Origin of the sequence: Streptomyces sp. NPDC007205, assembly GCF_040634095.1 — a bacterium.
Lineage (GTDB): Bacteria > Actinomycetota > Actinomycetes > Streptomycetales > Streptomycetaceae > Streptomyces.
This window is the reverse complement of sequence record NZ_JBEYEW010000004.1, coordinates 14,760-40,902: the sequence shown is the minus strand read 5'-3', so window position 1 is coordinate 40,902 and position 26,143 is coordinate 14,760. Positions and strand designations below refer to the sequence as shown.

General features: G+C 70.4%; 21 protein-coding genes, 6 tRNA genes and 1 riboswitch. Of the genes, 10 read left to right on the top strand and 17 right to left on the bottom strand.

Going from position 1 to position 26,143, the window contains the following annotated elements; translation table 11 throughout:
- Nucleotides 1–240: 240 nt before the first annotated feature.
- The 8 genes from ABZ624_RS08865 to ABZ624_RS08830 form a co-directional block, all read right to left on the bottom strand.
- Entirely contained in the window at nucleotides 241–435 is a 195-nt protein-coding gene (locus ABZ624_RS08865; RefSeq protein WP_360084136.1) for a DUF6274 family protein, read from the bottom strand.
- Between the two features lie 161 nt (nucleotides 436–596).
- Nucleotides 597–671 (bottom strand) — tRNA-Asp (locus ABZ624_RS08860).
- 97 nt (nucleotides 672–768) lie between these two features.
- Entirely contained in the window at nucleotides 769–4,713 is a 3,945-nt protein-coding gene (gene hrpA, locus ABZ624_RS08855; protein ID WP_360084134.1) for an ATP-dependent RNA helicase HrpA, read from the bottom strand.
- A gap of 98 nt (nucleotides 4,714–4,811) precedes the next feature.
- Nucleotides 4,812–5,009 carry a DivIVA domain-containing protein gene (locus ABZ624_RS08850; RefSeq protein WP_360084132.1) on the bottom strand — a complete coding sequence of 66 codons (198 nt, stop codon included), beginning with the start codon at nucleotides 5,007–5,009 and terminating at the stop codon, nucleotides 4,812–4,814.
- 75 nt (nucleotides 5,010–5,084) lie between these two features.
- Nucleotides 5,085–5,158 (bottom strand) — tRNA-Phe (locus ABZ624_RS08845).
- A 24-nt stretch (nucleotides 5,159–5,182) separates the two neighbouring features.
- Nucleotides 5,183–5,257, bottom strand: a tRNA-Asp gene (locus tag ABZ624_RS08840).
- Nucleotides 5,258–5,293: 36 nt separating this feature from the next.
- A tRNA-Glu gene (locus ABZ624_RS08835) sits at nucleotides 5,294–5,366 on the bottom strand.
- An 80-nt stretch (nucleotides 5,367–5,446) separates the two neighbouring features.
- Nucleotides 5,447–6,994: a metallophosphoesterase gene (locus tag ABZ624_RS08830; protein WP_360085173.1), complete on the bottom strand. Its 1,548-nt coding sequence runs from the start codon at nucleotides 6,992–6,994 to the stop codon at nucleotides 5,447–5,449.
- A gap of 174 nt (nucleotides 6,995–7,168) precedes the next feature.
- Between ABZ624_RS08830 and ABZ624_RS08825 the strand changes: the two genes are divergently transcribed.
- From ABZ624_RS08825 to ABZ624_RS08800, 6 genes are all read left to right on the top strand, one after another.
- Nucleotides 7,169–7,519, top strand: coding sequence for a metallopeptidase family protein (locus tag ABZ624_RS08825; RefSeq protein ID WP_360084130.1), 351 nt, complete (start codon nucleotides 7,169–7,171; stop codon nucleotides 7,517–7,519).
- 131 nt (nucleotides 7,520–7,650) lie between these two features.
- Nucleotides 7,651–8,196 (top strand): hypothetical protein, encoded by a 546-nt coding sequence (locus tag ABZ624_RS08820; protein ID WP_360084128.1) that lies wholly within the window; start codon nucleotides 7,651–7,653, stop codon nucleotides 8,194–8,196.
- A gap of 356 nt (nucleotides 8,197–8,552) precedes the next feature.
- Nucleotides 8,553–10,751 (top strand): DEAD/DEAH box helicase, encoded by a 2,199-nt coding sequence (locus tag ABZ624_RS08815; protein WP_360084126.1) that lies wholly within the window; start codon nucleotides 8,553–8,555, stop codon nucleotides 10,749–10,751.
- A 103-nt stretch (nucleotides 10,752–10,854) separates the two neighbouring features.
- The gene (locus ABZ624_RS08810; RefSeq protein WP_360084124.1) at nucleotides 10,855–12,369 is read left to right on the top strand and encodes an amino acid permease; all 1,515 of its coding nucleotides are present in this window, start codon (nucleotides 10,855–10,857) and stop codon (nucleotides 12,367–12,369) included.
- A 110-nt stretch (nucleotides 12,370–12,479) separates the two neighbouring features.
- Nucleotides 12,480–12,552, top strand: a tRNA-Lys gene (locus tag ABZ624_RS08805).
- Nucleotides 12,553–12,758: 206 nt separating this feature from the next.
- Complete coding sequence (locus tag ABZ624_RS08800) at nucleotides 12,759–13,220, top strand: hypothetical protein (protein WP_360084122.1); 462 nt, start codon at nucleotides 12,759–12,761, stop codon at nucleotides 13,218–13,220.
- 433 nt (nucleotides 13,221–13,653) lie between these two features.
- Here ABZ624_RS08800 and ABZ624_RS08795 read toward each other — a convergent pair whose 3' ends face one another.
- Entirely contained in the window at nucleotides 13,654–14,307 is a 654-nt protein-coding gene (locus tag ABZ624_RS08795; RefSeq protein WP_360084120.1) for a DUF2637 domain-containing protein, read from the bottom strand.
- A 10-nt stretch (nucleotides 14,308–14,317) separates the two neighbouring features.
- Complete coding sequence (locus ABZ624_RS08790; RefSeq protein ID WP_351249866.1) at nucleotides 14,318–14,491, bottom strand: hypothetical protein; 174 nt, start codon at nucleotides 14,489–14,491, stop codon at nucleotides 14,318–14,320.
- 628 nt (nucleotides 14,492–15,119) lie between these two features.
- On the opposite strand from ABZ624_RS08790, the gene ABZ624_RS08785 reads away from it, so the two are divergent.
- On the top strand, nucleotides 15,120–15,335 hold the full coding sequence (locus ABZ624_RS08785; RefSeq protein ID WP_360084118.1) for a hypothetical protein: 216 nt from the start codon (nucleotides 15,120–15,122) through the stop codon (nucleotides 15,333–15,335).
- Nucleotides 15,336–15,338: 3 nt separating this feature from the next.
- Here the strand turns inward: ABZ624_RS08785 and ribA are convergent, their stop codons facing one another.
- Together ribA and ABZ624_RS08775 are read right to left on the bottom strand one after the other, a co-directional pair.
- Complete coding sequence (gene ribA, locus ABZ624_RS08780) at nucleotides 15,339–15,974, bottom strand: GTP cyclohydrolase II (RefSeq protein ID WP_360084116.1); 636 nt, start codon at nucleotides 15,972–15,974, stop codon at nucleotides 15,339–15,341.
- Between the two features lie 81 nt (nucleotides 15,975–16,055).
- Nucleotides 16,056–16,613 (bottom strand): MarR family transcriptional regulator, encoded by a 558-nt coding sequence (locus tag ABZ624_RS08775; RefSeq protein ID WP_360084114.1) that lies wholly within the window; start codon nucleotides 16,611–16,613, stop codon nucleotides 16,056–16,058.
- Nucleotides 16,614–16,675: 62 nt separating this feature from the next.
- Here ABZ624_RS08775 and ABZ624_RS08770 point away from each other — a divergent pair, with 62 nt between their 5' ends.
- Nucleotides 16,676–17,812 (top strand): dihydrofolate reductase family protein, encoded by a 1,137-nt coding sequence (locus tag ABZ624_RS08770; protein ID WP_360084112.1) that lies wholly within the window; start codon nucleotides 16,676–16,678, stop codon nucleotides 17,810–17,812.
- 47 nt (nucleotides 17,813–17,859) lie between these two features.
- Here the strand turns inward: ABZ624_RS08770 and ABZ624_RS08765 are convergent.
- Nucleotides 17,860–17,933 (bottom strand) — tRNA-Met (locus tag ABZ624_RS08765).
- A gap of 299 nt (nucleotides 17,934–18,232) precedes the next feature.
- A riboswitch (cyclic di-AMP (ydaO/yuaA leader) is annotated at nucleotides 18,233–18,381 on the top strand.
- A 7-nt stretch (nucleotides 18,382–18,388) separates the two neighbouring features.
- Between ABZ624_RS08765 and ABZ624_RS08760 the strand changes: the two genes are divergently transcribed.
- Complete coding sequence (locus ABZ624_RS08760; protein WP_360084110.1) at nucleotides 18,389–19,417, top strand: M23 family metallopeptidase; 1,029 nt, start codon at nucleotides 18,389–18,391, stop codon at nucleotides 19,415–19,417.
- 68 nt (nucleotides 19,418–19,485) lie between these two features.
- Nucleotides 19,486–20,430, top strand: a complete 945-nt coding sequence (locus ABZ624_RS08755) for an aldo/keto reductase (RefSeq protein WP_360084108.1) — start codon at nucleotides 19,486–19,488, stop codon at nucleotides 20,428–20,430.
- A gap of 71 nt (nucleotides 20,431–20,501) precedes the next feature.
- Here the strand turns inward: ABZ624_RS08755 and ABZ624_RS08750 are convergent, their stop codons facing one another.
- The 4 genes from ABZ624_RS08750 to ABZ624_RS08735 all read right to left on the bottom strand — a co-directional run bounded on the left by ABZ624_RS08750 (nucleotide 20,502) and on the right by ABZ624_RS08735 (nucleotide 25,502).
- Nucleotides 20,502–21,788, bottom strand: a complete 1,287-nt coding sequence (locus tag ABZ624_RS08750) for a PrsW family intramembrane metalloprotease (RefSeq protein ID WP_360084106.1) — start codon at nucleotides 21,786–21,788, stop codon at nucleotides 20,502–20,504.
- A 75-nt stretch (nucleotides 21,789–21,863) separates the two neighbouring features.
- Entirely contained in the window at nucleotides 21,864–22,691 is an 828-nt protein-coding gene (gene trmB, locus ABZ624_RS08745) for a tRNA (guanosine(46)-N7)-methyltransferase TrmB (RefSeq protein WP_360084104.1), read from the bottom strand.
- Nucleotides 22,692–22,796: 105 nt separating this feature from the next.
- Nucleotides 22,797–24,005, bottom strand: a complete 1,209-nt coding sequence (gene lhgO / locus ABZ624_RS08740; RefSeq protein WP_360084102.1) for an L-2-hydroxyglutarate oxidase — start codon at nucleotides 24,003–24,005, stop codon at nucleotides 22,797–22,799.
- A 72-nt stretch (nucleotides 24,006–24,077) separates the two neighbouring features.
- Nucleotides 24,078–25,502 (bottom strand): MFS transporter, encoded by a 1,425-nt coding sequence (locus tag ABZ624_RS08735; protein ID WP_360084100.1) that lies wholly within the window; start codon nucleotides 25,500–25,502, stop codon nucleotides 24,078–24,080.
- Between the last annotated feature and the right edge of the window lie 641 nt (nucleotides 25,503–26,143).

Sequence of the window (26,143 nt, the reverse complement as noted above, 5' to 3'; positions counted from 1 at the left end):
AGCGGCCTTGTCGAAGTCTGGGCAGGGCTGTCGTCACCGCTGTGCATGACCCCGGGGGCCGGTGCAATTGCACATATTAAATTGACCAGTTGTAGGCCAGGGGTAAGTACCGGCCTTTCAAAAACTCATGCGGTGACTCCCGTCACACGGCGCGGCGGTTGTTGCCGACGGCATGTGTGCGTTAGTGGAGCGACCGGTTCCAGCGTCCCCCGCGGGGCGGGCTGTTGGGGCCGGCATCGGTCAGGCGCTGCGGGGACTTTCGTCCTCGGCTTCCCCGTCGCGCGGTTCCGCGCCGCCCCGGGGGCCGGCGTCCATGGCCAGCCGCAGCAGGTGGCGACAGATGGGGCAGTGGCGGGTGAGATGCCGGTAGGACGAGGCAGCCGACAGGTGCGCCCTCAGCAGCGCCCGCGTCTCGTGCCTGGCCGATGCCGCCATACTCCACCTCCGCGGACCGCACAGGGGAACGGGCCCTGGTCCTTGGGTACCGGCGCGATGTGCCGCCGTCAAGGGCGCGGAGCTCCGCCGGCGGGCACCGGGGAGCTGACGACATGCGGAAGGGCCCGCGTCCGTTGCCGGATGCGGGCCCTTCTTTTATGCGGTCCTGACGGGATTTGAACCCGCGGCCTCCACCTTGACAGGGTGGCGAGCACTCCAAACTGCTCCACAGGACCAGGTTTCGCGGCGCTCGGCTTGCTGCGTTGCGCTGCGAGAAGAGACTGTACAGGAGGTGGGGCCGCCTGGTCGAACTCACCCCCTGTGCGCGAGCGGTTACGCTATGGCCGCGTCGATCGCCTTCACGATCCGCTTGTCGGAGACGGGGTACGCGGTGCCCAGCGCGTGGGCGAAATAGCTGACCCTGAGTTCTTCGATCATCCAGCGGATGTCCAGGACCTGCTGCGGCACCGGACGGCCCTGGGGGAGCTGTTCCAGGAGCCAGGCGTACTCGTCCTGCATCTCGTGGACCTTCTCCATGCGGGTGGTGTCCCGCTGCACGCCCGTCGGCATCTGCTGCAGGCGCCGGTCCGCGGCCACCAGATAGCGCATGAGGTCGGGGAGGCGTCGTATGCCCGCCCACGTCACGAAACCGGGCTTCACAAGGGCGTCCAGCTGCTTGCGGACGTCCGTCAGGTTTGCGAGGAGCGTGGGGCTGCGCACGGCCTTCAGACGGCGCTCACAGGCCTGCCAGGCCGCGAGGACCTGCTGCACCTGGGCGACCGCACGGACCGTCGTGTCGACGATCTCCGCGCGCACCTTGTCGTAGAGCTTCCGGTACGACTCCTCGTCCCACACCGGGCCGCCGAAGTCCGCGATCAGCTTGTCGGCCGCCGCCATCGCGCAGTCGTCGAACAACGCCTGCACGGAGCCGTGCGGGTTCGCGGAGAGCGCCAGCTTCTGGGCGTTCGTCAGCTTGTCCGACGCGAACTTCGCCGGGTTCACCGGGATGTTCCGCAGGATCAGACGGCGGATGCCCTTCCACATGGCCTCGGCCTGCTCGGCCTCCGTGTCGAAGAGCCGTACCGACACCGTGTCGCCGTCGTCCACCAGCGCCGGGTACGCCTTGACCGGCTGGCCGGCCCGGCGGGTCTCGAAGACCCGGGTCAGCGTGCCGATCGTCCAGTCGGTCAGGCCCTTGCGCTCCAGGGACTCGCCGCCTTCACGGGAGGCCGTCGCCGCTGCCGCCTGGGAGAGGGCCTCGCGGGCCTTCGGCTTCAGGCGCAGCTTCAGCGCCTCCAGGTCCTTGTCCTCGGCCAGCTTCCGGCGCCGCTCGTCGACGATCCGGAAGGTGATCCTGAGGTGGTCGGGGATCCTGGACCAGTCGAAGTCGTCCGCCTCGAAGGGCACGCCGACCATCCGCTTGAGCTCACGGGCCATGGTGACCGTCAGCGGCTCCTGCAGGGGCACCGCCTTCTCCAGGAACGTCTTCGCGTAGTTCGGCGCGGGCACGTAGTGGCGGCGGATCGGCTTCGGCAGGGAGCGGATCAGCTCCGTCACCACCTCCTCGCGCAGGCCCGGGATCTGCCAGTCGAATCCCTCGGCCGTGACCTGGTTGAGGACCTGGAGCGGGATGTGGACCGTCACACCGTCCGCGTCCGCGCCCGGCTCGAACTGGTACGTCACCCGGAACGTGAGCTGCCCCTGCCGCCAGGAGTCCGGGTAGTCGGCCTTCGTCACCGCCTCCGCCGACTCCCGGATGAGCATCTCCCGCTCGAAGTCGAGGAAGTCCGGCTGCTCGTGCCGCTTCCCCTTCCACCAGGAGTCGAAGTGCGCACCGGAGACGACGTGTTCGGGCACCCGCTGGTCGTAGAAGTCGAAGAGCGTGTCGTCGTCGACGACGATGTCCCGGCGCCGGGCGCGGTGCTCCAGTTCCTCGACCTCACTGAGGAGTCTGCGGTTGTCGGCGAAGAACTTGTGGTGCGTACGCCAGTCGCCCTCCACGAGCGCGTTGCGGATGAACAGCTCGCGGCTCGTCTCCGGGTCGATCCGGCCGTAGTTGACCTTCCGCTGGGCGACGATCGGGACGCCGTACAGCGTGACCTTCTCGTACGCCATCACGGCCGCCTGGTCCTTCTCCCAGTGCGGTTCGCTGTACGTCCGCTTGAGCAGGTGTCCGGCCAGCGGCTCGACCCAGTCGGGCTCGATCTTCGCGTTGACCCGCGCCCAGAGCCGGCTCGTCTCCACCAGCTCGGCAGACATCACGAACTTGGGCTGCTTCTTGAACAGCGCCGAGCCCGGGAAGATCGCGAACTTGGCGTTGCGGGCGCCCAGGTACTCGTTCTTGTTGCCGTCCCGTACGTCCTTCATCCCGATGTGGGAGAGCAGGCCGGCGAGGAGCGAGACGTGGACGCGGTCGGCCGGGGCGTCCTCCTCGTTGAGGTGGATGCCCATCTGCTTGGCGACCGTCCGCAGCTGGGTGTAGATGTCCTGCCATTCGCGAATGCGCAGGAAGTTCAGGTACTCCTGCTTGCACATCCGGCGGAAGGAGCTGGAGCCGCGTTCCTTCTGCTGCTCGCGGACGTACCGCCACAGGTTCAGGTAGGCGAGGAAGTCGCTCGTTTCGTCCCTGAAGCGGGCGTGCTGCTGGTCGGCCTGGGTCTGTTTGTCGGCCGGGCGCTCGCGCGGGTCCTGGATGGACAGCGCGGCGGCGATGACCATCACCTCGCGGACACAGGCGTTCTTGTCCGCTTCCAGGACCATGCGGGCCAGGCGCGGGTCGACGGGCAGCTGGGCGAGCTTGCGGCCGGTGTCGGTGAGCCGCTTGCGCACGTCCTTCTGGGTCGGGTCCAGCGCGCCCAGTTCCTGGAGCAGCTGGACGCCGTCACGGATGTTGCGGTGGTCCGGCGGGTCGATGAACGGGAACTTCTCGATGTCGCCGAGGCCGGCCGCGGTCATCTGAAGGATGACGGAGGCGAGGTTCGTCCGGAGGATCTCGGCGTCCGTGAACTCCGGGCGGGCGAGGAAGTCGTCCTCGCCGTACAGCCGGATGCAGATGCCGTCGCTCGTCCGCCCGCAGCGGCCCTTGCGCTGGTTGGCGCTGGCCTGCGAGATCGGCTCGATGGGCAGCCGCTGCACCTTGGTGCGGTGGCTGTAGCGGCTGATCCGGGCGAAGCCGGGGTCGATGACGTACTTGATGCCGGGCACGGTGAGGGAGGTCTCGGCGACGTTGGTGGCCAGAACGATCCTGCGCCCGGTGTGCGGCTGGAAGACGCGGTGCTGCTCGGCGTGGGACAGCCGGGCGTACAGCGGCAGTACTTCCGTGAAGCGGTACTTCTTCTTCTCCAGCGCGTCCGCCGTGTCCCGGATCTCCCGCTCGCCGGAGAGAAAGACGAGGATGTCGCCCTGGCCCTCGGCCTGGAGTTCCTCGACCGCATCGCAGATCGCGGTGATCTGGTCCCGGTCGGCGTCGTCGCTCTCCTCCTCCAGAAGGGGCCGGTAGCGCACCTCCACCGGATACGTCCGGCCGCTGACCTCGACGATCGGGGCGTCGTCGAAGTGCCGCGAGAAACGCTCGGGGTCGATGGTGGCCGAGGTGATGACGACCTTGAGGTCCGGCCGCTTGGGCAGCAGCTGGGCCAGGTAACCCAGCAGGAAGTCGATGTTGAGGGATCGCTCGTGGGCCTCGTCGATGATGATCGTGTCGTAGGCGCGCAGCTCGCGGTCGGTCTGGATCTCGGCGAGCAGGATGCCGTCCGTCATCAGCTTGATGAACGTGGCGTCCGGGTTCACCTGGTCGGTGAACCGCACCTTCCAGCCGACGGCCTCGCCGAGCGGCGTCCTCAGCTCGTCCGCGACCCGCTCGGCCACGGTCCGGGCGGCGATACGGCGGGGCTGTGTGTGCCCGATCATGCCGCGTACGCCACGGCCCAGCTCCATGCAGATCTTCGGGATCTGCGTGGTCTTTCCGGAACCGGTCTCACCGGCGACGATGACGACCTGGTGATCGCGGATGGCCGCCGCGATCTCGGCCTTCTTCTGGCTGACCGGCAGCTGCTCGGGGTACGTGACGGCGGGCACGCGGGCACGCCGCTCACCGATCCGTTCCTCGGCCCTGCCGATCTCGGCCTCGATCTCGACGAGGACGGCGGCACGGGCCTCCGGTTTACGGATCTTGCGCGCGCCCTCGAGCCGCCGGCCGAGCCGGTGCGCGTCGCGCAGCGACAGCTCGGTCAGACGGGGGGCGAGGGCGCCGAGGGCGGGGGCGGGATGCGTAGACATACGCGATCCAGGATCGCACCCCGTCCGAAAAACACGCGAACGATTTGCCGCGTTGTCCAGGGGGCGGCGCGATCGACCTCACCGTCTTGGACCCTGGCTCATCTCCCTGGTCCCCCGTGCAGCAGCTGTGCGATCCGTGCGTCCACCTGCGCCCGGTCGTATCCGCGCCGGACGATCTCGAAGACCGGCGGCGCCTCGGGTGCCGTACCCGAGGCCAGCCGGGTCAGATAGGCGTCCACCTGGGCGCGGTCGTATCCGCGCCGGGCGATGTCGAACCCCTGGAAGTCGTCTGTCACGGATCCCCCTGTAGGTCAGCGCGGCCCAGCCCTGAACGACGAAGGCCCCGTTCGCTGAACGGGGCCTTCTGGCTGTGGCTGGGGCCGGGGTCGAACCGGCGACCTTCCGCTTTTCAGGCGGACGCTCGTACCAACTGAGCTACCCAGCCACGGTGTTTCACGTGAAACACCAGCGGTCCTGACGGGATTTGAACCCGCGGCCTCCACCTTGACAGGGTGGCGAGCACTCCAAACTGCTCCACAGGACCAAGCTTGCGTGCAACAGTGTTGCACACGGTGTTGCGTGCCCCCAACGGGATTCGAACCCGTGCTACCGCCTTGAAAGGGCGGCGTCCTAGGCCGCTAGACGATGAGGGCTATCGGCCCGCCTGGGCGCTTCTCAGCGCGTCGGGGACGTGAGAAGCATATGGGATGGCGGGGAGTATCGCCAAAACGGTTTACGGCGAGGGCGCGGAAGAGGTGCGCGAGGGGGCCGTCGGGGTGGGTGTGGCGCCCGGTTGCTCGCGGTGGTGCCGATGACCGAGGGCCTCGTCGGCGAGGTGGCGGCTGACCTCGGCCGTCGACTCGCCCAGTCCGCCCAGTTTGATCGCGTCCCAGGCCTGCAGGCGGCGGCTGTCGCGGTCGAAGTAGAGGATCGAGGCCTCGATGGGGGCGGGGTAGTTGCCCTCCACCGCACGCAGCCCGCTTCCGCCCGTGGAGCCCTCCATGCGCAGCCGGGTGCCGTAGGGGAGCTTCTCGTCCCCTTCGTGGTGCAGATGGCCGCACAGCACCAGCGGCACCTCGCCGTCCGTCTCACGGGCCGCGACCGGCTCGTGCGCGACCGCGACATCGACCGGCTTCCCGGCCGCCCGCTGGTCGCGCAGGTCGCCGGCCAGCCGGTCGCCGGCCAGCTGCTCGGCCGCGTCTCCGCCGGGCACCACCGAGCGGTCGGGGGTGAACTGGGGATCGCCGATGCCCGCGAACCGCAGGCCCGCGACGGTCTGGGCCCGGCCGTCGTCCAGGACGCGCACGTTCTTCATCCGCTCCAGATAGCGCTGGGTGGCGCGGGAGTCGTGGTTGCCCCGCACCCAGACGTAGGGCACCCCCAGGTCCCGGATCGGGTCCAGGAAGCCGTTCTCCGCCGCCGTGCCGTGATCCATGGTGTCGCCGGAGTCGACGATCACGTTCACCTTGTACTGCTCCACCAGCGAGGAGATGATCTTCCAGCTCGCCGGGTTGAGATGGATGTCCGACACGTGCAGGACCCGGATGGTGGAGGGATCCGGCTGGTAGGCCGGGAGCGTGGAGGTGACGTCGTAGAGCTTCGTCACGTTCGTCACCAGGCGGGCCAGCTCCTGCTGGTAGACGTTGAAATCGGTGACGATGCTGCGCGCATTGCCGACCACCTGCGGCGCCGAGCTGAGCAGCCCGGAGAACTTCGGCTCCAGGATCGACTTCGGGTTCCAGGTGGCGTACGCGCTCGCCCCGGACGCCGCCAGCAGGGCCAGGGCGAGACCGCCGGCGGCCAGGGCCCGGCGGGGGCTGCGGTAGACGGCGAGGCCGAGGGCCGTGGCACCGGCGACCACGGCGACACAGGAGCGTAGGGCCAGGTCCAGTGTGCCGTGCTCGACGTCCTTGGCGACCTCGTCCTGGAGGCCGGAGATCCGCTCCGGGTGGTCGACCAGGGCCTGGGAGCGGAGCGGGTCGAGCTGGTCCACGTTCACGTCCAGGCGGACCGGTGCCACATGGCTGTCCAGGGAGAGCGCGCCCAGGGGCGAGATGTTGATCCTCGTGCCGCCGGTGAGGGACGGGCGCAGCGCCATCGTCGTGTTCATGGGGCCGACCGGGGTCCGTACGTTCCCCACGATCAGCAGGCCCAGCCAGGCGCCGAGCAGGACGACGGACGTGAGGCCGAGGGCGCGGAGCCAGGGGCGGGGGCGGGGGACGAGTTCCGGGGCGTGCAGGGAGCGGCTGCCGCGGCGGGCGGCGGGCGTGCGGTTCGTCATCGTCATGCGGTTCGTCATCGTGCGGAGTGCTGCGACCGGGACGCGGACCATTGGTGCCGTATGCCCACGGCCCGGTGCGGATATGCGGACATACGGCCCCCTTCGGCCTCGTACGGGCCTCGCCCGGCCTGTCGGGGACGTTCCCGCGAGCGCCGCGTACCGGACAATGGCCGTGTGCTGGAGATGACGCGCGAGGAGTTCGAGGAACTGGTCGCCGAGGCGCTCGACCGGATCCCGCCGGAGCTGACGCGGCTCATGGACAACGTGGCGGTGTTCGTGGAGGACGAACCGCCCGCCGACGACCCCGAGCTGCTGGGGCTGTACGAGGGGACGCCGCTCACGGAACGCGGCGAGTGGTACGCGGGAGTGCTGCCGGACCGGATCACCGTCTACCGCGGGCCCACGCTGAGAATGTGCACCAGCCGCGAGGACGTCGTCGCGGAGGCCGAGGTGACCGTGGTGCACGAGGTCGCCCACCACTTCGGCATCGACGATGCCCGACTGCACGCCCTTGGCTATGGGTGAGGCCATGGGTGAGCGGAGGGCGCGTCGCGCTGACCGGGCGGTGGCCGTGGAGGATATGTGGCTGAGCGGTGATGCGTGCGGGGATGCCGGTGGGGCGCGTGTCCTCTTGTGGGTAGCGGGAGTTGGGGAGGTTGACTCCTTTCCTCGCCTCGGAGGTGGCCGCCGTGCGCCCCTTGCCCGTACCCGTCCGGCTCACCGTCACGGTGCTGGCCCTCGCCGCTGCCGCCGGCTGTGTGAACGTGGGTGACGCCGCGGGCCCGGCCAGGCCCTCGCACTCGGCGGGGCAGCACGGCGGCAAGGCGCCCGACGGCGGCCCGGTGGCCGGTGCCGGCGGCCTCGGTCACAACGGCGCGGCGGTCGACGGGAAGCACGGCCACGACGGCAAGGCGAAGCCGGAAAAGCGGGCCTCCGCGTCGGCGACCCCGTCCGGCGAGGACAGCTCCCCCGCGGCCCCGGCGAAACCCCGCAAGACCGCAGAGCCCGTGGACCCGGAGCCGACCAGGGCCCCGTCGACCCCGCCGGTCACCTCCGCCCCGCCGGAGCCGCCCCCCTCCTCCACCCCGCCCCCGGCGACCTCCGAGCCGCCGTCCGCCGAGCCGTCCTCCTCGGCGCACGAGGGGACCGGACCGCAGCTCGTCCAGCGGGAGCCGGCGCCCACGGCCGGCGTACCGGCGTGAGCGACCGGACGGACGACGAACGGACCCGCGCCGCACCGGCTCGGCCCGGCCCGGCCCACAGGCGCCGGGCAGACCTGCGGGCGCTGAGTGAACCGGCGTTGCCGAGCCGGCCGGCGGGCGTCGAGCCGACCCACGGCTGCCAGGGTGACCTGCGACGATGAGGCTCGGTTTGCCTTCAGGGGTGGTGGGTGCGTATGGTGGTAGATCGTTTGATCCCATTTGCCCGGCGCCACCACAGAGCGCGCCGTGTGGCGCGTACTCTCCTTTGCCGTGGCGGACCGCATTGAGGCGGTCGTGAGCGAATCACGGAGTTGACGGGCGCGTGCCGAAGAGACTCCGGAAGGTTTCGCATTCGCATGTCCGTGTCCAGTGCTGATCAGATCGTCGTGTCCGAGAACGAGCTCGAGAACGAACTCGTCGACGTGACGACCGAGGTCACCGAGGCCCCCGAGGCCACCGACACCACCCAGACCCCCCAGACCACCTTCGCCGACCTCGGCCTCCCCGAGGGCGTCGTGCGCAAGCTCGCGCAGAACGGCGTAACGACCCCCTTCCCGATCCAGGCGGCGACCATCCCGGACGCCCTGGTCGGCAAGGACATCCTCGGCCGGGGCCGCACCGGCTCCGGCAAGACCCTCTCCTTCGGTCTGCCGACCCTGGCCCAGCTGGCCGGCGGCCGCACCGAGAAGAAGCGGCCCCGCGCGGTCATCCTCACCCCGACCCGCGAGCTGGCCATGCAGGTCGCCGACGCCCTCCAGCCGTACGGCGACGTCGTCGGCCTGAAGATGAAGGTCGTCTGCGGCGGCACCTCCATGGGCAACCAGATCTACGCTCTGGAGCGCGGCGTCGACATCCTCGTCGCCACCCCGGGCCGCCTGCGCGACATCATCAACCGCGGCGCCTGCTCGCTCGAGGACGTGCAGATCGCCGTGCTCGACGAGGCCGACCAGATGTCCGACCTGGGCTTCCTGCCCGAGGTCACCGAGCTGCTCGACCAGGTCCCGGCGGGCGGCCAGCGCATGCTCTTCTCCGCCACGATGGAGAACGAGATCAAGACCCTCGTCGACCGCTACCTGAACGAGCCGGTCCTGCACGAGGTGGACGCGGCCCAGGGCGCGGTGACGACCATGTCGCACCACATCCTCATCGTGAAGCCCAAGGACAAGGCGCCGGTCACCGCCGCGATCGCCTCCCGCAAGGGCCGCACGATCATCTTCGTCCGCACGCAGCTGGGCGCCGACCGCGTCGCCGAGCAGCTGCGCGACTCCGGCGTGAAGGCCGACGCGCTGCACGGCGGCATGACCCAGGGCGCCCGTACCCGCACGCTGGCCGACTTCAAGGACGGTTACGTCAACGTCCTGGTCGCCACCGACGTCGCCGCCCGCGGCATCCACGTCGACGGCATCGACCTGGTCCTGAACGTCGACCCGGCCGGCGACCACAAGGACTACCTGCACCGTGCCGGCCGTACCGCCCGTGCGGGCCGTACCGGCACGGTCGTCTCCCTCTCCCTGCCGCACCAGCGGCGCCAGATCTTCCGCCTGATGGAGGACGCCGGCGTCGACGCGGCCCGCCACATCATCCAGGGCGCCGGCGCCTTCGACCCGGAGGTCGCCGAGATCACCGGCGCCCGCTCCATGACCGAGGTCCAGGCCGAGTCCGCCGCCAACGCCGCCCAGCAGGCCGAGCGTGAGGTCGCCCAGCTCGCCAAGCAGCTGGAGCGCGCCCAGCGTCGTGCGACCGAGCTGCGCGAGGAGTCCGACCGGCTGGTGGCCCGGGTCGCCCGCGAGCGCGGCGAGGACCCCGAGGCCGCGGTGGCCGAGGCGCAGGCGACGGCGGCCGAGGAGCTCGCCGTGGCCCAGGAACCGGTGGTGCGCGAGACCGAGCGCGAGGAGCGCCCGGCGGCTTCGGCACCGTACGAGCGCCGGGAGCGGCGCGGTTTCGACCGCCGTGACGACCGTGGCGAGCGTGGCTTCGAGCGCCGTGACGACCGTGGCGAGCGTGGCGACCGGGGTGGCCGTGGTTTCGAGCGGCGTGACGAGCGCCGTCCGTTCGACCGCGACCGCTCCTTCGACCGCCGTGACGACCGTGGCGGCCGTGGGTTCGAGCGCCGTGACGACCGCCGTCCGTTCGACCGTGACCGCGCCGACCGCAGTGACCGCGGTGACCGCGGTGGCCGCTCCTTCGAGCGTCGTGACGACCGTGGCGGTTTCGACCGCCGTGACGACCGCGGTGGCCGCTCCTTCGAGCGCCGTGACGACCGCCGTCCGTTCGACCGCGACCGCACCGACCGCACCGACCGCACCGACCGCACCGACCGCACCGACCGCAGTGGCCGCTCCTTCGAGCGCCGTGACGACCGTGGCGGCTTCCGCCGGGACGAGCGCGGTGGACACCGGGGCAGCGACCGTCCGTTCAACCGCGACCGCCGCGACGACCGCCCGGGCTTCCGCTCCGGCGGCCACGAGCGCCCCTACGGCCGCCGTGACGACCACCGCGGCAACGGCTCCTTCGGGCGCCGCGAGGACAAGCCGCGCTGGAAGCGCAACGGCTGACGCCGAGTGACCCGATGAGGGCCCGTACGACTTCGGTCGTACGGGCCCTTTTCAGTCACCGGGTGACGCATGTCACGCCCCCACGGGGGGAATTGCTGGGGGCATGACAGAAGATGCGAGAGCGAACGGGAGCCACGGCCTCTCGGACGAGGAGCGGCTGGCCCAGCTCGGCTACACCCAGGTCCTCGCCCGCAGGATGTCGGCGTTCTCCAACTACGCCGTCTCCTTCACGATCATCTCGGTGCTGTCCGGCTGTCTGACCCTGTATCTCTTCGGCATGACCACCGGCGGCCCCGCGGTGATCACCTGGGGCTGGGTGGCGGTGGGCCTGCTGACCCTGTTCGTCGGCCTCTCGATGGCCGAAATCTGCTCGGCGTACCCCACCTCGGCCGGCCTGTACTTCTGGGCCCACCGCCTCGCACCACCCCGCTCGGCGGCGGCCTGGGCCTGGTTCACCGGCTGGTTCAACGTGCTGGGCCAGGTCGCGGTGACCGCGGGCATCGACTTCGGCGCGGCTTCCTTCCTGGGGGCGTACCTGAACCTCCAGTTCGACTTCGAGGTGACACCGGTCCGCACGGTCCTGCTGTTCGCGGCGATCCTCGTCCTCCACGGCCTGCTGAACACCTTCGGGGTGCGCATCGTCGCGTTCCTGAACAGCGTGAGCGTGTGGTGGCACGTAGTGGGCGTGGCGGTGATCGTCGCCGCCCTCGCCCTCGTCCCCGACCACCACCAGACGGCGTCGTTCGTGTTCACGCACTTCGTCAACGGGACGGGCTGGGGCAGCGGCCCGTACGTCGTCCTCCTCGGCCTTCTCATGGCCCAGTACACCTTCACCGGCTACGACGCCTCCGCCCACATGACCGAGGAGACCCACGACGCGTCCACGGCGGGCCCGAAGGGCATCGTCCGCTCGATCTGGACGTCCTGGATCGCCGGTTTCGTGCTCCTGCTGGGCTTCACGTTCGCGATCCAGTCCTACGACGGGGAACTGACGTCCCCGACGGGCGCGCCCCCGGCCCAGATCCTCCTGGACGCCCTGGGAGCGACGACGGGCAAACTGCTGCTCCTGGTCGTGATCGGCGCCCAGCTCTTCTGCGGCATGGCGTCGGTGACGGCCAACAGCCGCATGATCTACGCCTTTTCGCGCGACGGCGCGCTGCCGTTCTCCCATGTCTGGCACACGGTCAGCCCGCGCACCCGCACCCCCGTGGCGGCGGTCTGGCTGGCCGCCCTTGGCGCCCTGGCCCTCGGCCTGCCCTATCTGATCAACTCGACGGCCTACGCGGCGGTGACGTCGATCGCGGTCATCGGCCTCTACATCGCGTACGTCATCCCGACCTTCCTGCGGGTCCGCAGGGGCGCCGCCTTCGAACGCGGGCCGTGGCACCTGGGCCGCTGGTCGTCCCTGGTCGGTGTCGTCTCGGTGACGTGGGTCGTGGTGATCACGATCCTCTTCATGCTCCCGCAGGTCTCCCCGGTCACCTGGAAGACCTTCAACTACGCCCCCGTCGCCGTCCTGGTCGTCCTCGGCTTCGCCGCGGCCTGGTGGCTGGCCTCCGCCCGCCACTGGTTCCTGGGCGGGGAGCGGGCCGCCGCTCCGACACTGGTCGAAAAGTGATCATCCGGCCCGCTCTTCCCGTTCCGAACCCCACCCGACGCGGCCGGGTCACCGATACCCGATCGGAGACTCGGCCTCGTCCGGCTATGCTCGGACAGGCAACATCGCCTGGGCCCTTAGCTCAATTGGCAGAGCAGTGGACTTTTAATCCATTGGTTGTGGGTTCGAGTCCCACAGGGCCTACGGATGCGGGGGAGGGTTCACCCCCTCTGACCTGCTACGCAGCGTCCGGGTCGGCTTCGGTCGGCTCGGGCGCTGTCTCTTTTCCGGGGGCTTGCGTGAGCGATGCGTGAGCGGATGTGCCCGCGGCCTGCTGATCGCCCGCAGGCTGGGGCGGATGGTTCGGTGGCTGACGACGGTCGTGTGACCTGGCTGCGGCGGGACACCACGTGAATCCCTACCGGTCGCTGCTCCGTACCCCCGGCTCCCTGCGGGCGGAGGTGCTCGCCCTGCTGGCGGTGACCAGCGTCCTGGGCACCCCGACGGCCCTGTGGAGCGCGACTGGGCACAGTCTCCCGGGGTTCGTCATGGGGTGCGTGATCACCGGCGCGACCGCCCTGCCCGTGGGAGCCGGCATGAGGGCGCTGTGGGCCAAGGCCGACATCGCGGAACATCTTCGCGGTCCGGCCAACTCGCTCGAATCCGTGGGCATGGAAGTGGTCTTCGTCCTCGGCCCACCGCTCGTCGGTCTGCTCGCCGCCCCGGCGAACGGCCCCCCGCGCCGCTGTCCTGGTCGCCTGTCTTCCCTGCACCGTCGCCCGTGCGTCGTGGAGCAGCTCTGCTCCGGAAAACTCCGTCACGGCGGCCGAAGCCGTCCGCTGATCATTCGCCACCACTCCAGGAGGCTGTGAACCACCATGACATCGGGACGAGAGTTCACCGCGAACACCGAGCTCATCCTTCTCGGTTCAACCGCGGGTGGAACTCTCGTGGGAGAACAGCGGCTGAGTACGCGAACAGGCCGTGACCTCCACGGTCGACGGCCTGTCCACGCTCAAGGAGAGGTCACCAGCAGAGCTTGCTAATCGTGTGCTCATCGCAGACGTGACCGTCGGCAGCCGAAGCGGTACCGGCGGGGATCGCAAGTGCCGCAAGGAGCGCGGCGATGAAGAGGGCGGAGATGTGTCGCATGGTGAACGGTCCTTTCTGGGTCCTCCGGCAAGACAGGTGTCTTGGGGGTGAGCCCAGGCTTGCGTAGACCCGCACGCTCCGCATGTCGAACGAACACGGTCGGTGACCCTTGGCGGCGTCCGGACCGGCTGCAACCGGTCCGGGCGCCGTACTTCAAGGGGTGTCGAACGACGGCCCTTGCGGCTTGGAGTTCCGCCGACTGTGTGCGGCGTGCCGGGGCTTGGACACCTTGGATGAGACCTGCCCGACGATCTCCCAGAAACACACCAGTGCGGTGATCGGTGGAATTCCGAAGATGATCAGTGAAAGCGGTGAATGTGATGAATGACTGACGCACAGGGCGACGGCCATGGCGGAGGCGCCCAGCAGCACACCCCAGGATCTGCGCGCACTCCGACTCTGCACCGTGGCCCGCAGAATGGAAAGGGCGGCCACGAGCCACGGTCCGTACACCGTCAGCGGCCACCACTGGGCCAGTCTCATCGGCAGTACGGAAGAGGCGGTGGCGCGGAGCTGGGTATAAGAATAAGAAAACGACCAGCCCAACATGCAGATTGCACACACCGAGATCGTCGCGATCAAGAGGGTGACGTGAGCGCTGCGATTGTTCTCGGGCGAGCGGGATTCCGTGCGGATCCGCCGCCGGTTCCGCCTGTGGCTGGACCGTTCGTGCGGCGGGCTCGGCTCGGGATTCGCGCCGGACGCCGCGGACAGCATCTGGGCCAGCTCTTCGACCGGGTCCCACTCTATCTCGATCGTGCTGAACTCGGAGTCGCTGAAGATGTCTTCGTCCTGCATCCTGTCCATCAGGTAAGTCCTATAGCCCCACCATCGCCTGCAGATACTCGGTTTCCAGCTGGGTGATTCTCCTCAGGAACTCATCGAGAAGATCCGAACATCCGTCAAAGTACCCCTCCCCTTCATCGTGTTCCGCCTGAAGTGTGAGCGCCGAGCGAAGATTCCCGGCCGCGAGCCTCTCAGTCAGTGTCACGACCGCCTAACGAGCTCCTCGGGTGGCGGGGGTGTGCGGCATTCGGGTGTTTTCGTGGCCCGAAAGCAGTATCCGCCGAGTCCGATGACCGCAATTGCGAAAATGCGAGTAGCCGGGAAATTTCATTCCGCGCATATAGAGCGAACGGATCCGGCCACCGGCGGCCTTGCCGTCACGGTCGGCCCGCTCGGACCTCTGTGCGTCCGTCAGGGTGACTTGCCCGTGTCGCGACGGCCGGGATGGCGGGCGAACGGCTAGGCGCGCAGCGCGGGGCGGGCGCGAGGCCTGGCTGAAACCGATCGTCGAGCAGCCGCGGCAGGCCGACGGCATGGCAACTCCCCAGGGGGTTCAGGCGCCGTAGGCCCGCAGGAACGCCGCCACCCCGCCCCTGATGAGACGGTCCGTCTCCGCCGGCGGGAGGGCCGGTCGGTCTCGTGGTCGGTACGACGATGCAGGTCGCGGCGCGCCGGATCGACACGGTGGCGCCGCGCCGGCTGATCCCGGCCGGCATCGCGGTGGCCGCCCTCGGGATGGCACTGCTGGCCTGGTAGTCCGGGATACCCGGGGTCCCGTCCTGGCGGATCGTCACATCGGCCATGGTGATGGGCTCGGCACCGGCATGGTGCTGATGCCGACGATGACCACCGCGAGCCGGGGGCTGCCCGCGGCGAGCACCGCGCTGAGCATCAACTCCCAGCTGGGCGTCTCCGTCGGCACGGCCGTGCTGTCGGTGGTGCCGGGCTCGGCGGGCCTGCACCCGGCCGGTTTCCGCACCGCGTACACCGTCGCGGCGACCCTGCCGGCCCTGCCGGCCCTCCGCCTCCCGGGCCACCGCCGGAGCTGAGCGTCAGCCCGCGGTCAGCTCCGTCAGTTCGGCCAGGGGGAGGGTGTGGCGGGTCTGGAGGACCTTCGCGCGCAGGTAGCGGACGTTGTGGGCCGTGGTGAAGACACCGGTCGGCACGCGGTCCCGTACGACGACGCCCAGCGTGCGCAACTGCTCGGCCTTGTCGGGGTTGTTGGACAGCAGGTCCAGCTCGTCGATGCCGAGGGCGGCGAGCATCTGCGCGGCGGCGGTGTAGTCGCGGGCGTCCTCCGGCAGGCCGAGCGCGGCGTTCGCCTCGTAGGTGTCGAGGCCCTGGTCCTGGAGGGCGTAGGCGTCGAGCTTGTTGTAGAGGCCGATGCCGCGGCCCTCCTGGCGGAGGTAGAGCAGGACGCCACCGGTGGCGGCGATGCGCTCGACCGCCTCGCGCAGCTGGGGTCCGCAGTCGCAGCGGGCCGAGCCGAAGACGTCGCCGGTCAGGCACTCGGAGTGCAGGCGCACCAGCGGGACCGGGCCGGGGTCGCCGAGGACGACGGCGACATGCTCCTGGCCGTCGGCCAGGCCGTGGAAGGTGACGAGTTCGGCGTCGACGCTGTAGCCGTCGTGGAAGCGCAGCGGTACCCGGACGCGGGCGCGCGGCGTGGCGGCGGTGGTGTCGGGCATGCGGGTCCCTCCGGGAAAGTTGCTTCAGATTTGAAGCAGCGGCACGCAGGGACCCTACTGCACGCTTAAAACTTAAAGCAATCAGTTTCCGGCCGGACGGGACTCCGGGGACGCGGGCGGGGCCGACGAGGAACAGGACGACCGGCGCCGCCAGGGCACGTCCTCCGCCGCCCCGGGCTCGGTGTCGTCGCCCTGCAACCCGCGCGCGATCCCGGTGCAGATCTCCTCCAGCTGCCCGACCTGTTCCGGTGTGAGCCGGTCGAACAAAGTGGCGCGCACGGTCTGCACGTGTCCGGGTGCCGTACGCTCCAGCACGGCCAGCCCCTCGCCCGTCAGCACGGCGATGCTGCTGCGCTTGTCCCAGCGGCAGTCCTCGCGGCGCACCAGCCCGTCCCGCTCGAGGCGGGTCACCGCATAGGTCAGCCGACTGCGCGTGATCTTCAGCGTCTCGGCGAGATCGGTCATGCGCAGCCGCCGGTCGGGTGCTTCGGAGAGGTTGGCCAGCACGGAGTAGAACAGATGCGGCATGCCGGCCGTCTGCTGCAGGTTCCGGTCGATCGCGTCGTCCAGGAGCCGGGCGGCGGCCAGGTAGGCGCGCCAGGCGCGCTGCTCCTCGGGAGTGAGCCAGCGGGTCGTCATGCCGCCAGTGTAAGTTTGTTTCAAACTTGAACCAAGAGCCACTTCGCAGGGAGAGCGCGCCGATGTCGTACCCCTATGTGCTGCTGTCCGCCGCCGTCTCCCTCGACGGCTACCTGGACGACACCGGCCCCGACCGGCTCCTGCTGTCCAGTCCGGCCGACTTCGACCGGGTCGACGCGGTCCGGGCCTCCGTCGACGCGATTCTGGTCGGCGCCGGCACGATCCGCGCCGACAACCCACGGCTGCTGGTCAACTCCGCCGAGCGCCGCGCGGCCCGGGTGGCCGGGGGCCGGCCGGAGTACCCGCTGAAGGTCACCGTCACCGCCACCGGCGACCTCGATCCCGACGCCCACTTCTGGCACACCGGCGGCGACAAACTCGTCTACACGACCGACCAGGGCGCCGAACGGGCCGCACGCCTCCTCGGCGGCACCGCCGGCATCGTCCCGCTCGGCCCCGAGCTCGACTGGCACGCCCTGCTGCGGAATCTGCACGAGGTGCGCGGCATACGGCGCCTGATGGTCGAGGGCGGCGGTACGGTCCACACCCAGCTGCTCCAGCTGGGCCTCGCCGACGAGCTCCAGCTGGTGCTCGCGCCGCTGTTCGTCGGCGACCCGGCCGCCCCCCGCCTGTTCGGCCCGGGCGCCTACCAGCCCGGCCGGCTGCGGCTCACCGAGACCCGTCGCATCGAGGACGTGGTCCTCATGCGCTACGAGCCCACGGCCCCCGGCACCGGCCCGGTCCCCGCCGCCGCCGACCGCCACTGGCTGCGCACCGCCTGCGACCTGGCCGCGCTGTGCCCGCCCTCGGAGACGGCGTTCAGCGTCGGCGCGGTCGTGGTCGCCGCCGACGGTACGGAGCTGGCCCGGGGCCATTCCCGGGAGGGCGACGACCCCGTGGTCCACGCGGAGGAGGCGGCGCTGGCGAAGGTCGACCCGGCGGATTCCCGGCTGGCCGGCGCAACGGTCTACAGCAGCCTGGAGCCCTGTGCCCGGCGGGCCTCTCGGCCGGCGCCCTGCGCCGAGCTGATTCTGCGGGCGGGGGTGCGCAGGGTGGTCACCGCGTGGCGGGAGCCGGACACGTTCGTTGCCTCGGCCGACGGTACGGGGGTCCTGGCCAGGGCGGGTGCGCAGGTGGTCGTACTGCCGGAGCTGGCGGGACCCGCCAAGGCGCCGAACGGGCATCTGCTGGGGGGCTGAAAACACCCAGGGCCGGAATCCACTGGATTCCGGCCCTGGGCCTTCAGTAGCGGGGACAGGATTTGAACCTGCGACCTCTGGGTTATGAGCCCAGCGAGCTACCGAGCTGCTCCACCCCGCGTCGTTGTGACTCCAGAGTACCCCATGCGGAGGGCGGCGCGCACACCCGTTTCCCGGCCCCGCCCGGCAAGGTCACCGACGGTGACAGCTCGACCGCCGTGCGCATAACATCTGAGTCACCATCAAAAACGCCGAGACTCCTGAACGCCGGTCAACTCGCCCGTTTTGCAGCAGTCCTGGCCGGTAAGTCCACGGGTGAAATCGTTAATGATCAAGCCGAACGGCTTGGAAAGTGACCAGCAGGTCTATTAACGTTCGATAACGCAGCGCGGTCGTCCCAGCCGTCACAAGAGACGGCTCCGTGCGCACGCGCCGAATCCTGCGAGGGAACCGGGGAACCACCATCTTGGGGTGAATCGCGCGAATGCCGCAGTCGGTATACGCGCGTAGGAGACCTTCCTGCTCCGAACCCGTCAGCTAACCCGGTAGGCGGAGGAAGGAAAGGAGTACGCCCGAGTGGCGTCCAACCGGCCTGCCCCAGAAGCCCCGTCCATGCCCGCGCCGACCGAGCCCGAGACCTTCGGCTACGGCGCCTACCGTGCCGAAGAGGGCCCCTGGGAGGAGTGGAACCCCACCGAGGACTCCGTCGCCCCGGTCCGCGGCCGGCACCGCGTCGCCAAGCAGCGCGGCGGTTTCGCGCGCAGCTCCACCGTCCTCGGCGTCGGCGTACTGGCCGCGGTCGGCGCGGGCGGCATGGCCAGCGCCAACACCGGCAAGCCGCCGGTCTCCATATCCCTGCCGGACCTGGACTCCGTCGGCCACCTCTTCGGCGACGACTCCTCCGACGCGCACCAGGAGCACCCCACCGCGCTCGGCAACGTCGGCGTGACCTCGGCCGACAGCAAGGACTCCGACGCGGGCGAGGCGCTGCGCAACCGGATCATGGCCCAGGCCGAGCAGCAGCAGGGCAAGGCCGACAGCAAGGCCACCGCCGCCACGCTCGCCGCCGCCGAGAAGCAGACCGCCGACGCCGCGGCCAAGGCGGAGCAGGAGGCCGCCGCCAAGGCCACCGCCGCCAAGGAGAAGGCGGAGGCCGACGCCAAGAAGGCGGCCGAGGCCAAGCGCCTGGCCGAGCTGGCCAGGCAGTACCAGCTGCCCGTCGTCTCGTACACGATCACCGGCACCTTCGGCCAGCCCGGGGCCATGTGGTCCTCCGGCTACCACACCGGCCTCGACTTCGCCGCTCCCACCGGCACCCTCATCAAGGCCGTCCACGGCGGCACGATCACCCAGGCCGGCTGGGCCGGCGCCTACGGCTACCGCACGGTCCTCACTCTGGACGACGGCACCGAGCTGTGGTTCTGCCACCAGTCCTCGATCAACGTCAAGGTCGGCCAGAAGGTCTCGACCGGCGAGGTCATCGGCCGCATCGGCGCCACCGGCAACGTCACCGGCCCGCACCTGCACCTGGAGGTCCACCCGGACGGCCAGGCCGCCGGCATCGACCCGGCGCCGTGGCTGCGGGACAAGGGCCTCAACCCCTGACTTCCCCATGTGCGGGATCTTCGCCGGCGGTGGAATGCGATCATCCATCGCCGGCGTTGGCATAGAGCATGACTTCTCTGCGCAAACTCGGTTCCTCCGACCTTGAGGTCTTCCCGCTCTCCCTGGGCGGCAACGTCTTCGGCTGGACCGCCGACGAGGAGACCTCCTTCGCCGTCCTCGACGCCTACACGGCCGCCGGCGGCAACTTCATCGACACCGCCGACGCCTACTCCGCCTGGATCGAGGGCAACAAGGGCGGCGAGTCCGAGACGATCATCGGCAAGTGGGTCAAGGCCCGCGGCAACCGCGCCGACGTCGTCATCGCCACCAAGGTCAGCCAGCACCCCGAGTACCAGGGCCTGTCCGCGGCCAACATCAAGGCCGCCGCCGACGCCTCCCTGCGCCGCCTGGACACCGACTACATCGACCTCTACTACACCCACTTCGACAAGCCCGAGGTGCCGGTCGAGGAGATCATCGGCGCGCTGGACGAGCTGGTGAAGGCGGGCAAGGTCCGGCACATCGCCGCCTCCAACATCAGCCCCGAGCGGCTGCAGGCCTCGCTGGACTTCTCCGAGCGCGAGGGCCTGGCCCGCTACGTCGCCCTCCAGCCGCACTACAACCTCGTGTCCCGCGACACCTACGAGGGCGCGCTGCAGGACCTGGCCGCCCGCGAGGGCCTGTCCGGCGTGCCGTACTTCTCCCTCGCCGCGGGCTTCCTGACCGGCAAGTACCGCCCCGGCACCAAGGTCGACAGCGCTCGCGCGGGCCGTGCCGAGCAGTACGCCGGCTCCGAGCGCGGCCAGAAGGTCCTGGCGGCCCTGGACGAGGTCGCCGCCGCCCACGAGGTCCCCGTCGCGACGGTCGCCCTCGCCTGGCTGGCCGCCCAGCCTACGATCACGGCCCCGATCGCCTCGGCCCGCACGGTGGCCCAGCTCCCGGCGCTGCTGGGGGTGGCGGACCTGAAGCTGACGGAGGAGGACGTGGCCAGGCTGACGGACGCGTCGGCTTGATCTGTCCCGCCGCAGCGGCGCTCAGCCACGGCGCCGCGATCCGGCGGTGCCGAACCCTCGCAGCCGAAGGTCTATGACCAGTACGGGTTGTACGCGGAGTACGGCACCGCCGGACGACCGAACTGCGGAGCCCAGTAGACCGGCGCCGGAACGGTCGCCCTGGCCGCGTACTCCAAAGCCGGCCGGGCCGCCTCCCTCCGCTTCCACAGTTCGTCCAGCAGCTCCCGCTCCCGTACGACGAAGTCGGCCCCGCCCTTCCCCTTGCGCCCCCGGTGCCGCAGCGACGCCAGCGACGTCGCGTACGCCTCGTACTGCGCCACCGCGCGCGCCGCGGGCCGCCCGGCGTGGTGGCGGGCGTAGTCACGGGCCGCCCGGCGCGCCCGCATCGACCCGAGCGCGAACGGCTCGGCGGGCCCCAGCCACCCGGCCATCACATACGCCGGCAGCTCCGCCCGCACGGTCCGCAGCTCCCGCTGTCGCGTCCAGATCGCGAGCCAGGTCAGCAACCCGAACACGGGCACCATGAAGCCGCCGTAGACGGCGAAGAATCCCAGCTCGCCGAAGGTGGAGGAGCCGTTCCAGAGGGCGTGCATGCTCATCGCGAGCAGCAGACCGCACAGCGGCAGCAGCACCCGCCGGGCATGCTGCCGCTCCGCGGAGAGCGCGGCGACGCCGAAGCCGATGCCGGTGAGGGTGGTGAACAGGGGGTGCGCGAACGGGGACATCACGATGCGCACGAAGAAGGTGGCGGCGGTGACGGAGGCGATGCCACGGCCGCCGCTGAGCTGGTCGGTCCCGAAGGCCGTACCCAGATAGAGGATGTTCTCGGTGAACGCGAACCCGGTGGCGGTGATCCCGGCTATCACCACCCCGTCCACGATCCCGGTGAAGTCACGTCTGCGGAAGAGAAAGACGAGCAGGACGGCGGCGGCCTTCGCGGACTCCTCCACGATGGGCGCTATCACGGTGGCGCCCAGGGTGTCGGCCCTGGTGGGATCGGCGGTGGCTATCCACCTGGTCGCGAAGCTGTTGGCGACGATGGCTATCAGCGCCGCCGCGCACGCTCCCCAGGCGAAGGCGAAGACCAGGTTCCGCCAGGGTCCCGGCGCCACCCGGTCCAGCCACCGGAAGGCGGCCACGAGCCACGGCACGGGCAGCACGGCCAGTCCGAGCCCGACGAGAAACCCCTCCGTACCGGTCTGTCTGCGCACCATCGCGAGAATGACCAGCCCGGACAGCGCCAGCAGTGTGATCAGTGCCCCGTACCGCACCCACCTGCGCTGCCACCAGTGCGGATGGCGGAGCACAAGGCCGTCGGGGCCCGGGGGGTACGTCGGAAACGGAGGACTGGTGGCCACGGCATCGACCCTAACGGTGGCGGGGCGAGGGGCTGGAGCGTTTACCGGCCCCGATGCGGTACGCGCTATCGGTCGCTATCGGTCCTGGCTGTGCGGTACGCGCCGGAAGAGCAGATCGTTCACGACATGTCCCTTGTCCAGTCCCTGTCCCTCGAAACGGGTCAGCGGCCGGTGCTCGGGGCGCGGCGCGAAACCGCCGTCCGCCTGCGTGTTCTCGAAGCCGGGGTGCGCGGTGAGCACCTCGAGCATCTGCTCGGCGTACGGCTCCCAGTCGGTCGCGCAGTGCACGATCGCACCGGGCCTGAGCCGGGTCGCGGCGAGCGTCAGGAACTCGGGCTGGATGAGCCGCCGCTTGTGATGCCGCTTCTTGGGCCAGGGGTCCGGGAAGTACACCCGCAGCCCGTCGAGGGAGTCGGGGGCGAGCATCTCCCTGAGCAGGATGATCGCGTCCCCGTTGCCCACCCGGACGTTGCACAGGCCCTTCCGGTCGGCGAGCCCCAGCAGATTGCCCTGCCCCGGGGTGTGCACGTCGACGGCGAGGATGTTGGTGTCCGGGTCGGCGGCGGCCATCTGCGCGGTGGCCTCGCCCATACCGAACCCGATCTCCAGCACGACCGGCTTGTCGTTGCCGAACAGCTCGCCGAGGTCGATGACCCGCTGCCCGTCGATGTCGAGCCCCCACTGGGGCCACAGCCGCTGCAGCGCGTCCGCCTGTCCGGCGGTCACCCGGCTGCGCCGCGGCTGGAAACTCCGGATCCGCCGCTCGAAATGCGACCCGGCGGGATCGGCCTTGGGACCGTCCGGAAACCGCGGCTCCCCCTTGGCCCGGGTATGCCGGAGGGAGACGCCGGGGGTGTGGGGGGTCGGCGAGGGGGCTTCGGGGGCGTTGAGGAAGTCAGACACAGTGCTTCCGATTTTACGGCGCGCTGCGAGGGCGCCTTCTTGGCCGGCAGAGTCGGGCAGGCGGGTGGGAAACGGGGTCCAGGGGGCGGAGCCCCTGGTACGGCCCTACAGCGAGCCGAGCATCGACAGCACCCGGCGCCCCACTTCCCGGCCGATCGGCAGGGAAGCGGTAGCCGCGGGCGAGGGCGCGTTCAGCACATGCACGGCCCGCGCCCCCTCCCGGATGAGGAAGTCGTCGACCAGCGTCCCGTCCCGCAGCACCGCCTGCGCCCGCACCCCGGCAGGGGCCCGCACCAGGTCGTCCGCCTCCACCCCGGGCAGCAACCTGCGCACCGCCTCCAGGAACGCCCCCTTCGACAGCGAGCGGCGCAGCTCCCCCGCGCCGTATCTCCAGTGCCGCCGGGCGATCGCCCACGACCCCGGCCACGCCACCGTCCCGGCCAGTTCCCGGGGGCGTACGACTCCCCAGCCGTATCCCTCCCGGGCCAGCGCCGGCACCGCGTTGGGCCCGATGTGGACACCCCCGTCGATCCCGCGGGTCAGATGCACCCCGAGGAACGGGAACGCCGGATCCGGCACCGGATACACCAGCCCCCGCACCAGCTCCGGCCGCGCCAGCTCGTAGTACTCCCCGCGGAACGGCACGATCCGCACCCCGGGCTCGTCCCCGGTCAGCCGGGCCACCTCGTCGCAGTACAGCCCGGCGCAGTTCACCAGCACGCGCGCGCGTACGACATCCCCGGCCGAGGTGAGCACGGCCACACCGCGCTCCGGCCGCCGGTCGACCCGTACGACCCGCGCGCCGTACCGGATCTCGGCGCCTGAGGCCCGCGCGAGCTGCCGGGCGACCCCGACGAAGTCGCACACGCCGGTGGTCCCGACGTGTATGGCGGCCAGCCCCCTCACCTCGGGTTCGTACTCACCGATCTGTGCGGCGCCCAGCTCCCGCACCGGGATCCCGTTCTCGCGCCCTCTTTGCACGAGTGCGTGCAGCCGGGGCAGCTCCTCCCGCTCCGTGGCGACGATCAGCTTGCCGGTGACGGCGTGCGCGATGCCGTACTCGGCGCAGAACTTCACCATCTCGGCGGCGCCACCCACCGCGTACCGCGCCTTGAGCGAGCCGGGACGGTAGTAGATCCCGCTGTGGATGACCCCGCTGTTGCGCCCCGTCTGGTGCCGGGCCGGTCCCGGCTCCTTCTCCAGCACGGTGACCCGGGTGCCCGGCGCGGCCCGTGTGATCGCATACGCCGTGGACAGCCCGACGATCCCCCCGCCGACCACGAGCACATCACAGTCGTACGCCCCGACTGGCACCGAGCACCACCTCCACTCCCGATAGTGCACTGCGCCACTGACAATGCCTTCAAACGCAGGTGGTGACGGTTGTCATGCTGGTGCCATCAGCAGCGGCCGCGCCCTCTCCCGCAGCTCCACCACCCGCGGCTCGTCCCCGTACGGCTCCAGCCGGTGCAGGAGATCCTTCACGTACTCGGTGGTGCGCGCGGACGAGATCCGCCCGGCCACCTCCACGGCCCGCACCCCCTGCTCGCAGGCGGCGTCGAGATTCCCGGACTCCAGCTCGGCGACAGCCGAAACCACCAGCCGCAGCCCGTGCGACCGTACGAACTCCTCCGTCGGTTTCGACAGCGCCTGTTCGGTGAACCGCCGCACCTGCCGGGGCGCCTTCAGATCCCGGTAGCACTCCGCGGCATCGGCGGCGAACCGGTCGTAGCCGTAGAAACCGAGCCAGGAAGGATCGTTGTCGCCCTCCCGGGACCGCTCGAGCCACCCCTCCGCCGCCTTGAGCGCGGCGCCGGCGGCCTGCGCGTCTCCCGCACGCGCGTGTGCCCGCGCCTCCACCAGGCGGAAGAAGCTCATCGTGCGCGCGGTCGCCAGCCCCCGGTTCCGCTCCAGCGCGGCCTGCGCCAGATCGACCCCCTCGTCGCCGAAGCCGCGGTACGTCGCCTGCAGTGACATGGAGGCCAGGACGTAGCCCCCCAGGGGCACATCCGCCGCCGCGCGCGCGAGTCGCAGCGCCTGGATGTAGTACCGCTGCGCGGCCTCCTGCTGGCCGGTGTCGAAGGCCATCCACCCGGCGAGCCGGGTGAGTTCGGCGGAGGCGCCGAACAGCGCGCGGCCCACCTCGTCGGAGTAGGCGCCGAGCAGCAGCGGTGCCGCCTCCACGCGCAGGCACTCGGGCACCATCGACGAACGCCAGTCCCCGCCGCCGTACTTGGAGTCCCACCGCCTGGCGTCCTCGGCGGCCTCCCGCAGCTTGCGCACATCGCTGTGGCCGACTTTGATCGGTGCGCCGGAGCCCTCGGCGGAGTCCGCCTCCCGCGCGACCGAGCTGTCGGCGGGGGTTATCAGCCATCGTGAGGCGGGCGTTGCGTATGCGCTCACTGCGAACGATCCGGCGAGGGACTGCCAGATGCCGCCCGAGCCGGCCCGGCGCCCGGCGAGGTCGAGACGGTACAGCTCCGTCGCCGACTTCACCGCCTGTCCTACGTCTCTGGGGAAGGCGAGGCCCACTTCGGGCGCGGGATCCGCGTCCGCCAGGCCGATCTCGTGGAGCGGCACCGGGCGGCCGAGCTTCTGTCCGATGGCGGCCGCGATGAGGTGCGGCGCCGCGCCCTGCGGCACCATCCCCTTCGACACCCAGCGCGCCACGGAGGTCTTGTCGTAGCGAAGAGTCAACCCGCGTTGGGCGCCAAGGTCGTTGACGCGTCGTGCGAGTCCTGCGTTGCTGATTCCCGCGAGGGCGAGAACGGCGCCGAGTTTTTCGTTCGGCCCGCGTTGCTCCCTGGACATGCGCCACCCCTCGACACAGACGGCTGCCGCGCTGGCATAACCATGCGGCATTCGTAAACCCAGCGTAGTTCGCCGCATCCCAAGCGTTAAGGGGCATTGTTCCGGATGGCGGGATTGTGGTCCGTACGGAAGTACGGCCCTGTACGCACCGTGCACGGCCTGTCGCCCCATGCCCCCGCGCGTGTGGCCGTGCGCCCGTCCGTGCGCTCTTCTCCGGCCACCGGGGGAGCGGTTCCATGGCTCTTGCGTGGGTCGGCCCGCTGTACTGGATCCAGTGGGCTGGGGGACACCGCCACCTTCATCCCCGCGGGTGGCGGACCGGTCCGGGAGGCGATGCCCGCCTCCCGGACTGTGCGCGTAGTCCGCGCCGCCGCGCCCTGCGCAAGCCTGTACGGAGCGTGCGCATCTCCCGCTTCGCTCTGCGTATTTGGCCGAAAATCGCCCTCGTCTCTCACGGTGGACATCCGCCCCCACCATGCAACTTGACGGCGCGAAGGGCGTTTTGGGGGAGCGTACAGGGGGCGCATTCGAGTCGTACTCGTCTCGGTCCCCGTTGCGCGTCCCTCGATCGAAGCCGGTGCCGCCGCCCCTCCACAGCGCGCCCTTCATGGCAGCATGGGGATCCGGTTCGTACAGAGCAC